The sequence below is a fragment of the Synechococcus sp. R5-13 genome, assembly GCF_047462015.1.
Classification (GTDB): Bacteria; Cyanobacteriota; Cyanobacteriia; order Thermostichales; family Thermostichaceae; genus Thermostichus.
This window is the reverse complement of the sequence record NZ_JANSIL010000179.1, coordinates 1-10,308: the sequence shown is the minus strand read 5'-3', so window position 1 is coordinate 10,308 and position 10,308 is coordinate 1. Positions and strand designations below refer to the sequence as shown.

Annotated in this window: 8 protein-coding genes; 2 read left to right on the top strand and 6 right to left on the bottom strand. The window is 57.4% G+C overall.

From position 1 onward, the window contains the following. Nucleotides 1-133: 133 nt before the first annotated feature. The 6 genes from ispE to NW840_RS12925 form a co-directional block, all read right to left on the bottom strand. A complete protein-coding gene (ispE, locus tag NW840_RS12950) occupies nt 134-1,069 on the bottom strand; it encodes a 4-(cytidine 5'-diphospho)-2-C-methyl-D-erythritol kinase (protein ID WP_414344703.1) in 936 nt (311 codons plus the stop codon). 105 nt (nt 1,070-1,174) lie between these two features. Beyond that, entirely contained in the window at nt 1,175-1,627 is a 453-nt protein-coding gene (locus tag NW840_RS12945) for a hypothetical protein (protein WP_414344702.1), read from the bottom strand. 246 nt (nt 1,628-1,873) lie between these two features. After that, nucleotides 1,874-3,895 (bottom strand): FHA domain-containing protein, encoded by a 2,022-nt coding sequence (locus tag NW840_RS12940; protein ID WP_414344701.1) that lies wholly within the window; start codon nt 3,893-3,895, stop codon nt 1,874-1,876. A 188-nt stretch (nt 3,896-4,083) separates the two neighbouring features. Next, nucleotides 4,084-4,626, bottom strand: coding sequence for an FHA domain-containing protein (locus tag NW840_RS12935; protein ID WP_414344700.1), 543 nt, complete (start codon nt 4,624-4,626; stop codon nt 4,084-4,086). A 529-nt stretch (nt 4,627-5,155) separates the two neighbouring features. After that, nucleotides 5,156-5,620: a hypothetical protein gene (locus tag NW840_RS12930; RefSeq protein ID WP_414344699.1), complete on the bottom strand. Its 465-nt coding sequence runs from the start codon at nt 5,618-5,620 to the stop codon at nt 5,156-5,158. Nucleotides 5,621-5,738: 118 nt separating this feature from the next. Then, on the bottom strand, nt 5,739-6,950 hold the full coding sequence (locus NW840_RS12925) for an acetate kinase (protein WP_414344698.1): 1,212 nt from the start codon (nt 6,948-6,950) through the stop codon (nt 5,739-5,741). Nucleotides 6,951-7,183: 233 nt separating this feature from the next. Between NW840_RS12925 and serA the strand changes: the two genes are divergently transcribed. Together serA and NW840_RS12915 are read left to right on the top strand one after the other, a co-directional pair. Next, nucleotides 7,184-8,764, top strand: a complete 1,581-nt coding sequence (gene serA, locus NW840_RS12920; RefSeq protein WP_011433001.1) for a phosphoglycerate dehydrogenase — start codon at nt 7,184-7,186, stop codon at nt 8,762-8,764. Nucleotides 8,765-8,825: 61 nt separating this feature from the next. After that, nucleotides 8,826-10,142 carry a bifunctional folylpolyglutamate synthase/dihydrofolate synthase gene (locus NW840_RS12915; RefSeq protein ID WP_414344697.1) on the top strand — a complete coding sequence of 439 codons (1,317 nt, stop codon included), beginning with the start codon at nt 8,826-8,828 and terminating at the stop codon, nt 10,140-10,142. Nucleotides 10,143-10,308: the final 166 nt, after the last annotated feature.

Here is a 10,308-nt window from a genome sequence, read left to right as displayed (position 1 = left end):
TTCCTGTCTAATAGCATCTTACAAAAGCCGCCCTAGAAGGGCGGGGCTTGTAACCCAGTTTTTTTGGTCAACTGGAGGGGAGGATAGAGAAGGTCAGGTGGGGATCCCATATCCGGCCAATCCAGCCAACACCCTAGGTGGGGCTGAGGCTACAGGGATCCGGCTGCAGCAGAATCCCGGTGGGGGCAAACTGCGTGACCCAAAACTCCACATCTTGAAACTGGCGACGCAGGGTGTCGCGCGCTTGGGCGGCCAGCTCCAGGCTGGGCATGATCCCGAAGACCGTTGGCCCTGACCCCGACATCAGGGATCCCAGGGCCCCCGCCGAGAGAAGAGCTTGGCGCAGCTCCCCTACAATTGCATACTCCGGCAAAACCACCTGTTCCAAGTCATTGCGCAAACTCCTGGCTAACGCCGGCGGATCCTGACGGCTGAGAGCCGCCAACGCCTGCGGCAAGGTGGGCAGCGCGGGTTCAGATGGGGCAGTCGCTCCCAAGATCTCCCGGCGAGAACGAAAGGCTTGATAGGCCCAGGCAGTCGAAACCCCCAGGTGCTTGGGCTTGGCCAGCAGCACAGGGATCCCTTCCCAATCGGCCAGCGGCTCCAAAACTTCCCCGCGCCCGGTGGCCAGTTGCGTTCCCCCCTGGATACAGAAGGGAATGTCGGATCCCAAGCGGGCTGCCAAACTCTGCAACTCTCCCACCGTCAGGCCCAGCCCCCACAGTTGGTTCAACCCCACCAAAACCGCTGCCGCATCAGCCGAGCCCCCCGCCAAACCTGCTGCCACCGGAATGTGCTTTTCGATGTGAATCTCCACCCCGGCGGAAGAGTGACACTCTTTTTGCAGCAGCTCAGCCGCTCGATAGGCAAGGTTGCGGGCATCTGTGGGCACTTCTGGGCGATCGCAGGTGAGGTGGATCCCGTGAGGACGGCTCTTCAACTGCAGTCGATCCGCCAAATGAATGCTCTGCAACACCATCGCCACCTCTGAATACCCATCAGGACGGGAGCCGAGGATTTCCAGGTAGAGGTTGATCTTGGCGCGGGCAATCAGGGTACAGGCTTGCATGGGGCAAAAATCTGGGTCAGCAACAACTTTTCAACTCCCCTCAGCCTGTACAGACTTATCCGGGGAGATCTCCCAGCCTGATTCTAGCGGCAGTGGATCCCCTCTCTAGCTGCCAGAGCGAGGCCATGGCCCCAGCCACTCTCCACCGCGAAAGCGCCAGCGGGGAAACAAAATGCGCATCACCACCCAAGCGCTGAGGTAAAGGCAAACCCAGACCACACTGTAGTGGAGAATAAAATCTCCCAAATCAAACCGTTGTCTTGGGATATGAGGCAGACCCACCACCCTCAGGACTGTACCCAAAAAAAGCCCTTCCCAAATGCCGGCCAAAAGCTGAAGGATCCCAGGCCAATCGTGATCCCACATCCACCCCATCAGATAGTTATAAACGACATCCCAAACACAGCCAAACAGACCTACGTAGAACAGCACCCAAAAATAGGTGAGGCTGCCGCCATGTCCGGTGATCCCAAAATAAAAGGGTAAACTTGCCAAAACACCAACGGTGGCCAATAAGAAAATGCGAGTTTGCCAGCGGCCAATCAAGGTCGGAGTCATTTTTTCCTCCCGCAGTTTTGCCAATCGAGATCATCAGGATCCGTGTCGCTCCCAGTCTGTTTGAGGGAACCTTCTGGCCCTCACCCCCAACCCTTCCCCCTTTGGTATAGAAGAGTTGGGGATCAACGCAACACCCCTTTCACCAGGTTCAACGGGATGGGGAATAGCCATGATGTGTCGCCAACAATAGCGTTGATAACCATAAACATCCGGCAAAATCCAGGAGCGTTGCCCAATGTCGGCAAGCTAGGGGCTGATGTTTAGGGCCCACTTGCACCATTGCCACAGGGATCGGATCCCTTCTAAGCCTTTGACCCCCGGTGCCCGCAGTCGAGCCAGGTGTTCCACCGAGCGATGGGCACAGTACTGTAAACCCAAAAACGTATCCACCGGCGCATAGGGCCCGCCCAAGGTGATGATCCCAGCGGCGTACATTCGCCCATCCCGGTTGCGCATCTCCACCAGCTCAAAGTCGTTGGAGACATGCAAGCGCCCGTGAGGATTGAGGGGCAGGTTGTAGTGGGTAATTAGATCGTTGAGGAGAGGATTGGTCATGGGATCCGAAACCAAACCCGTACAGTCGATAACGAAATCGGCCTCCACCTTTAATTGCGTGTTGTTGTGGGTACCTCGAATGTAGGTTACCGGCTTACCCTTGTCGCCGGGAACCACCGACTCCACCTTGCCGAACACAATCGAGTACCAGCCCTCTCGCAACCCTTGCCGCACGATCCGCCGCCATTTCCGCCGACTTGCTGTCGTGGTGCCGCCCCAAGCTTCCAGCAGTTCGCGCCGTTCTAGGGGGGTCGCCGCTTCCAATTTGGCACGCAGAACTCCTCCCCAAGTGCCCTTGGGCCAGTTGAAGGGCTGAAACTCCCAATGGTTATCCACTGCCCGTTTGGCTCGTCCGAAGCGATTACCGCTTTTGGGCGCACGGCTCAGATGCACCACCGAGATGCGGGGGTTGACTTTGCGGGCTTCGTAAAGGCGTTCCATCACCTGAGAGGCGACGATCCCAAATCCCCGAATTAGGACGGTGCCACCTTGTTTCTCCAACTGCTCATAAACGTGATCATGAGGCTCATAGCCGTGTACCACCGATCTCAAATCTCCTGTTTTTTCGCGAAACTCCTGCAGGTCGTTGAGCAACTTGATGGCCGGATATCCAGTTGCCAAATGGAGATACTTGGCCACCATAAAACGGTGATCCGTATGGCCGGGCCGCGTTGCCGAATAGGCCACCACATATCGCCCATCCTCCGTTTTGCGAATGGCGCGAATATGGCCGTAACACAACATTTGCTCCCAACCAATTCGGGCTGCCTCCCGATCCATTGAGGCAAATACATCCCCCGCCCGCGGCGTATAGGTATCTGCCAACAAGGGCTCACTAAATACCTGCCACAAAAAGCCGAGTGCTTCCAACAATCGGCCGGAGAAAAAGGAACGCCAAGCATCCCGCAGAGCATAGCCAGGCCAGCCCCAAATGTTGTCTGGACAAGAATCGGAGCCAGAGCGAATTCGCTTCCAGCGGGGGATCTGGCAGTTGGTCAAAAGCCGTTCATACCGTTCGTAGGGTTTGCGGGCAATGCTGATGACGCGGATGTGTTCCGGTCTGACCCCGTAGATGCGCAGGGTATCCACCCAGACAAAGCTGCCGATACCGCCGCCCAAGGCCAAATAGAGGGTCTCTTCCACAGGTAGTCCGGTGGCTTTGAGGGCGCTCAGGGCAATTTGCTCAGCTCGAAACAAATCCGGCGGCGGAAAATCCGAGCCAGCCCGCACTTCAGGAAGCTGCTCTGGGGCAAAAACCACCGTGGAAGCCGGGGGAACCTCAAATGCGGTGTCGGGTTGGGTGGCCGGGCGAATCAGTTCGGTGCGCGGCTCCAGCAAAAGAGTAGGGGTGGCGGTCAGAAGGGTGGCATTGGGATCCCTGGGGGACACCAAACCCACGGTGATGCTGTAGGGGCCAAGCTCCACCACTTCTCCCCCCTGGAGCACCCGGCGTGCCTGACGGATTTTTTCCCCATTGATGCGGCTGCCGTTGGCACTGCGATCTTCATAGATGACCTGGCCATCCTCACCGAGATAGACGAGGGCGTGATAACGGGAGATCTCCTGGCTGGCAAACACAGCCCGCGCCACTTCTCGACCTTGCCATTCCTGTGGCAATTGGGCCAGCTCCCTGCCCAAGGCAAGAGGCAATGGAAAAATCAGCTCCTGCTGTTCTTCGGTGATGGGATCTTCCCAGCTCAGTTGAATTTGCATAGCTTCTGCTCACCTTTACAAAGATCATGTACAAAGATCATGAAGAGGCCATTGAGAAAACACAGAACAGCGCGACCTCACAGGTCACTTTTGGTTTGCCCGGGATCCCTTTTTTCTATCCCCCACGGACTTGGATCAGCCACTGGGATCTGTAAGAAGAATTAAGAAGAATAGAAAGGGTTGGTCCTCTAGAGAGGAGGTTGTGGGGCTTTGCCAGCTTCTGGAGGAGGGATCACCAAGGTAGCGCTCAAAACCAAATGTCCACAGTAGGGACAATTCTGACCCTGATATTCTGGGGGCAGGTAGTGAGGGTTTTCCAGGCGGCTGCACTTAACCTTGAGGGCGTCCAAAGTGCCGCGGCTGAGGGGAACCCCCTGATTCTTCCTGGCAACTTCTATGGACTTCACGCTCAGCACAACGCGCCCCAATTGAATTTGGCTATTGGCCTCAAGCGCAAGCTCTTCCTGAATTATTTTTCGGCCATTCACCCAGACGGGGTTGGGCTGCTTAGGAGGCAAACGATCCCGAGTTAAGTTGCGAATGTGAAAGTTTAAGGTTTTGGGATCAAAATAAAGCCCGGCGTGAACTCCTGAGACCGAGCGAGTTGGGTCATTGAGCACCACATCACAGCCGGGATCCCGTCCAATGGTAACCAGCTTGGAGGGAACAGGCGAAACCGTTTGCGATCGGCGCCGGTCGGCCTCGGTCCATTCTAAAGTGAGTTGACACACGATCCCATTCTCCACAGTTCAGCGCCTCCATTCCCTAGATCGGCTTCAGCATATCCAAAGGTCAGCTTGGGGAAAGCAGAAGATGTCTTTTTCGTCAAAATTGTTATCTTTTTGGATAACTATAACCTACTCCCCTGACCAAAGGCTTGCGCTGATCCGGATCACCTGAGTTGGGATCTCCGAGTTACATTCCTGCTGGAGACCGTGCCCAAACGCTCCGCGCCGCTTCCGCGACCACCCTCAGCTCCTCTTCCAGAGGGAGAGGGGAGCCAGACGGAAAGGTTTCATTCATGATGTTTAGACCATGATGTTTAGAGTGACTACATACTCGACTTTATCCCCACCCGATTTGAAGCAACAAAACTCGATCTCCTCAGGAACGGCGAGGCCGTTCAAGTTTGACCGAGGTGGCCTGATCCCTTGGCCGGAAGCCTCAGAAATCCACCTGAGAGATAGGGCCTAGAGTGAGTTTTGAGTTTCTGGGGATCCTGCAAGACTAGTATCCTCTGTGTCTTTATCCAAACCGTTTTCAAAGCACTCCGGTAAATGTGAAACTGCCGCTGCCCAGCCGCTCCTGCCGATCGAACACACTGATGGTGAGCTGATGGGATCCCGTTTGAGTGAGGGTAAAGCGGTTCTGGGTCAGGGTCAGCCCTGTAACGGTGCAGGTGGTCGCCCCAACGAAGCAGCCGGGCAACTGAGCAGCATCAAAAGCTCCCAGGGTTACGAAATTGCCCAGTGGGGTGGTGACGGAAGCCAAAAAGGCGTTGGAACCCCGGATCCCGGCAGGGGCCTCTACCCGGAAAGACACCACAAAGGTTGGAGTTTGCCCCACCAAGACGGTGCGCGGAGAGAGATCGGTAATGGTGAGGGATGGAGCAGGTATGGGAGGCGGCAGGGGCAGAAGATCGCTGCTGCCGGTCGTGCCCCCACACCCCACCAGAACACTGCTCAGCAGCACCAGCAATGGGATCCGTTCATGCCTTCGCTGCATGGTTTTCCTCCACTCCAAAAGGTCTTCTTTTTTTGAGCTTATTGTCTAGAGTTTGTCTCCACCAAGCCAGTGGGCAGAAAGGAGAGAACCTGGCAAGCAGCGGCCTGGGATCCTTCGCTTATTCCCCTTGCAAAAGGTTTTGGCAAGCTGTGGCAATGGCCCAGTCCTCTTGGGCTGAGATCACCAGAACCCGCACCGGAGCATCCGAAGTGCTGATATCGCAGTTGCGGGGGGATCCGGCATTCAAAACCGGGTCGATCTGGATCCCTAAAAAACCCAGATCTGCACAGGCTGCCGCCCGCACCGGCGCTGAGTTTTCCCCAATCCCCCCAGAAAACACCAGCGCATCCAGCCGATCTAAGCTCATGAGCATCGCCCCAATCTGGCTGCGCAGACGGTGGACAAACAGCTCAAAAGCCAGCTCCGCCCGGGCATGGCCTGCCTCCATTGCCTCCAACACAACCCGCATATCGCTGCTCAGGCCGGAAACGCCCTTCAACCCCGATTCTCGGTTCAAGATCCGATCCAGTTCATCCACACTCATGCCCTGGCGCAACTGATGGATCAAAATGCCCGGATCCACTGACCCCGACCGGGATCCCATCATCAAGCCCTCCAGGGGGGTGTAGCCCATGGTGGTGTCCACACTTCTGCCCCCGCGAATGGCCGCCAACGAGCAGCCGTTGCCCAGGTGACAAGTGATCAGCCGCAACTCTTCCAGGGGTCGGTTCAAGATCTCGGCAGCGCGACGGGCGCAATGCTCGTGGTTGATGCCATGAAACCCGTAGCGGCGGATCCCTTGTTCAGCCCAAGCGTAGGGAAGGGGGTAAAGGGCTGCGGCCAGAGGCATTTGCTGGTGGAAGGCGGTGTCGAAAACGGCCACCTGAGGGATCCCCGGCAACAGTTGCCTTAGCAGACGGATGCCAGCCAGCGCAGCAGGGTTGTGGGCCGGGGCCAAGGGGATCAATTGCTCAATCGCCCTCTCCACCTCTGGCGTAATTAAGGTGGGCTGCCGGTACAGGGATCCCCCATGCACCACCCGATGGCCGACGCCGCCGATCTCAGCCGCCTGCGGGAGCAGGGATCCCTCCCCTTGCCAGAGGCTTTGAAACAGCGGGGCCAGTTGGCCGATCCCTCCCTCAGGTGAAACGGAGGGAAAAGGTTCCCACCCACCGCCTCGCCGACGAGTCTGGATGAGGGCCTCCCCCGGCTTGTAGGTGAAATCCACCTGGGCTTGCCAGATGGGCGTGGCCTCCACCCTTCCCTCAACCGTCAGAAATAGGGAGGATTTGAGGCTGCTGGAACCGGCATTGACGACCAGAATATTCACAGCGTGTCTTCGTTGGCCTTCGCACTGCTGGGCTTAAGGCCTATAGCCCGCTTGCTTGAACAGAGCGGTTGACTACCCTGCCGCTAAGGATGACCATAGCATTAAAGCCCTCCTGCAGCTTCCTGAGGCCAAGGCGAACTGCGTAGCGGTAGGACGGAGCTTTAGACCCAATTTTTTGGGTAATCTGTTCCCCTACTTCTGTTGCCCTCCATCCCACTGGACTAACGCTGCTTATGCCCAGAGTCATCGTCACAGATCCCATCGATCAGGCGGGGATCGACATTCTCTCCCAAGTCGCTCAGGTGGATGTGCAAACCCAGCTCACCCCAGAGCAGTTGATCGCGGTCATCCCCAACTACGATGCCATCATGGTGCGCTCCGGTACACGGGTTACCCGAGAGGTGATCGAGGCGGGGACGAACTTGAAGATCATCGGGCGGGCGGGCGTTGGCGTTGACAACATCGATGTGCCTGCCGCAACCAAAGCCGGGATCCTGGTGGTCAACTCCCCAGAGGGCAACACCATTGCCGCTGCCGAGCACGCCATTGCCTTGATGATGGCCCTCTCCCGCCACATACCCGATGCCAATGCCTCTCTGAAGTCGGGCCTGTGGAATCGGCAAGAGTTTGTCGGCGTAGAAGTCTACAAAAAAACGCTGGGGATTGTCGGATTGGGTCGGATTGGATCCCATGTGGCCCAGATTGCCAAGGCGATGGGGATGAAGCTGCTGGCTTATGACCCCTATCTATCCGTGGAGCGGGCAGAGCAACTGGGGGTGCGCCTGGTGGACTTCACAACTTTGGTCCAGGAATCCGACTACATCACCTTGCACATTCCCAAGACCCCTGAAACCACCAACCTGTTCAACGCCGAAACCTTTCGCATGATGAAGCCGACCGCTCGCCTGATCAACTGCGCCCGCGGCGGTTTGGTGGATGAACAAGCCCTGTACGAAGCCCTGAAATCCGGTCAAATTGCCGGAGCGGCTTTGGATGTATTTGCCAACGAGCCCCTGAAGGACTCCCCGCTGTTTTCCCTGGGCAAAGAAGTCCTGCTCACTCCCCACTTGGGGGCCTCCACCGAAGAAGCCCAAGTGAATGTGGCCATTGATGTGGCCGAGCAGATCCGCGATGTGTTGCTGGGGCTGCCGGCCCGCTCTGCCGTGAACATCCCCGGCCTACAGGCAGAGGTGCTGCAAAACCTCAGACCCTACCTGGACTTGGCCGAAACCCTAGGCAACTTGGTTGGCCAATTGGCGGGGGATCGCGTCAACCAGTTGGAGATCCGCCTGCAGGGAGATCTGGCGGAAAAAGATGGGCAGCCGATCGTCATTGCCGCTCTCAAAGGGCTTTTGACGCTGGCGCTGCGGGAGCGGGTCAACTACGTCAATGCCTCCATTGAGGCCAAAGAACGGGGCATTCGGGTGGTGGAAACTCGAGATCCCTCTTTGAAAGATTATTCCGGATCCCTGACGTTGATTGCCCACGGCCCCAATGGGATCCGCTCGGTTTCGGGGGCGTTGATTGGGGAGCGAGAGGTGCGGATTACCCAGATCGACGAGTTCCCGGTGAATGTGCCCCCTTCCGCCAACATGCTGATGACCCTGCACCGGGATATGCCGGGAATCATCGGACGGATTGGCACCCTGCTGGGAGCCTACAATGTCAACATCGCCAGCATGCAGGTGGGGCGCAAGATCATCCGCGGCGATGCAGTCATGGTGCTCAGCTTGGACGATCCCCTGCCGGATGGGATCCTGGAAGAGGTGCTCAAGCAGCCGGGCATCCGTGACGCTTTTGTAGTGAACCTCTAGAATTGTTGATCCCTAGAAAAAATCCCAAATCTCACCTACCCTGGCAAGACGGAGTCTTTGCTTGAGCCAGAGTAATTTGTCCCTAACCCTGCCTCGCATCCCAGACTGGGATTGGCCGGCCTTTCTGGAGTCCCTGGGCCATTTTGGTGTGGATCTCAGTCTGGAACGCATGCAAGTCTTGCTGCAGCGTCTAGGACAGCCCCAAGCTGGGATCCCGGCCATCCACGTAGCCGGCACCAACGGCAAAGGATCTGTCTGTGCCTGGGTCAGCCACGTGTTGTGGGCGGCAGGCTATCGTGTGGGCCGCTACACCTCTCCCCATTTGGTGGACTGGCGGGAACGGATTTGGCTGAACGGGGAATACATTTCCGCCAACGACTGGAGCCAAGCGCTGGCCCAGGTGCGAGACTGCCTACAAACCTATGCCCCTGACGAGGCTTCTCCCACCCAGTTTGAGGTTATCACCGCTGCCGCTTGGCTGTACTTCCGCCGGCAAAAGGTGGATGTGGCAGTGATAGAAGTGGGCCTGGGGGGGCGGCTGGATGCTACCAATGCTGGGATCGAGCCAGTGGTAACGGCTATCACCTCCATCGGCTGGGATCATTGGCAGCGCTTGGGCAACAGCCTTCCCCAAATTGCCTCTGAAAAGGCGGGTATTCTCAAGCCAGGGATCCCGGCAGTGTGCGCACCCCAAACCCCAGAGGTCACAGCAGTTATCCGAGCCAAGGCAGAGCAATTGCGAAGCCCCCTGAAGATGGTCGAACCTCTGCGATGGTCAGAGCCTCAAACCGCCCAATGGCGAGGGCAGCTCCTCACCTTGCCCCTCAGCGGCGATGTACAACTCACCAATGCGGCAGTAGCTCTTGCCGTTGTGGAAACCCTACAGCAACAGGGCTGGCGGATCCCGGATGCCGCTGTCGAAAAAGGATTTGCCATCACCCGTTGGCCGGGGCGCTTACAGCGGGTGCAGATTGGATCCCGTCAGTTGCTGATGGACGGAGCCCACAACTTGCCCGCTGCCCAGGCTCTCCGTCGCTATCTGGATGAGCATCAACCCGGCCCCCTCACCTGGTATGTGGGCATCCTCACCACCAAAGATGTCCAGGGCATTCTCAGCACCCTGCTGCGGCCGGGAGATTGCTTTTTTGCCCTGCCAATTGCCGGCCACTCTGGGACGGATCCCGAGCAACTTGCTCAGATAGCCCAGACTCTGCAGCCTCATCTCGCCTCGGCACGGGCACTGCCCAATCTCTCCGCTCTTCGGGCTCAGTTGCTCAAGCCGAAAAACCTCACTGAGCCACCAGCTGTAATCTGCGGATCCCTGTACCTATTGGGCCAGGTGATGCAGGAATGTTTGGGATGGGATCTAGCCTGTTGAACTGACAGGTGAAACCTTATGCAAAACCTGAGCTCCTCTCTTATAAAGAGAGAGGAGCTATGAACAAAAACTAGCTCTCAACCACTATCACTTGATCCAGTAGATTCGCCGCTGATGCGTTTCACGTCCGAGTTCGGGATGGGTCGGCGTGGTTCCACATCGCCAT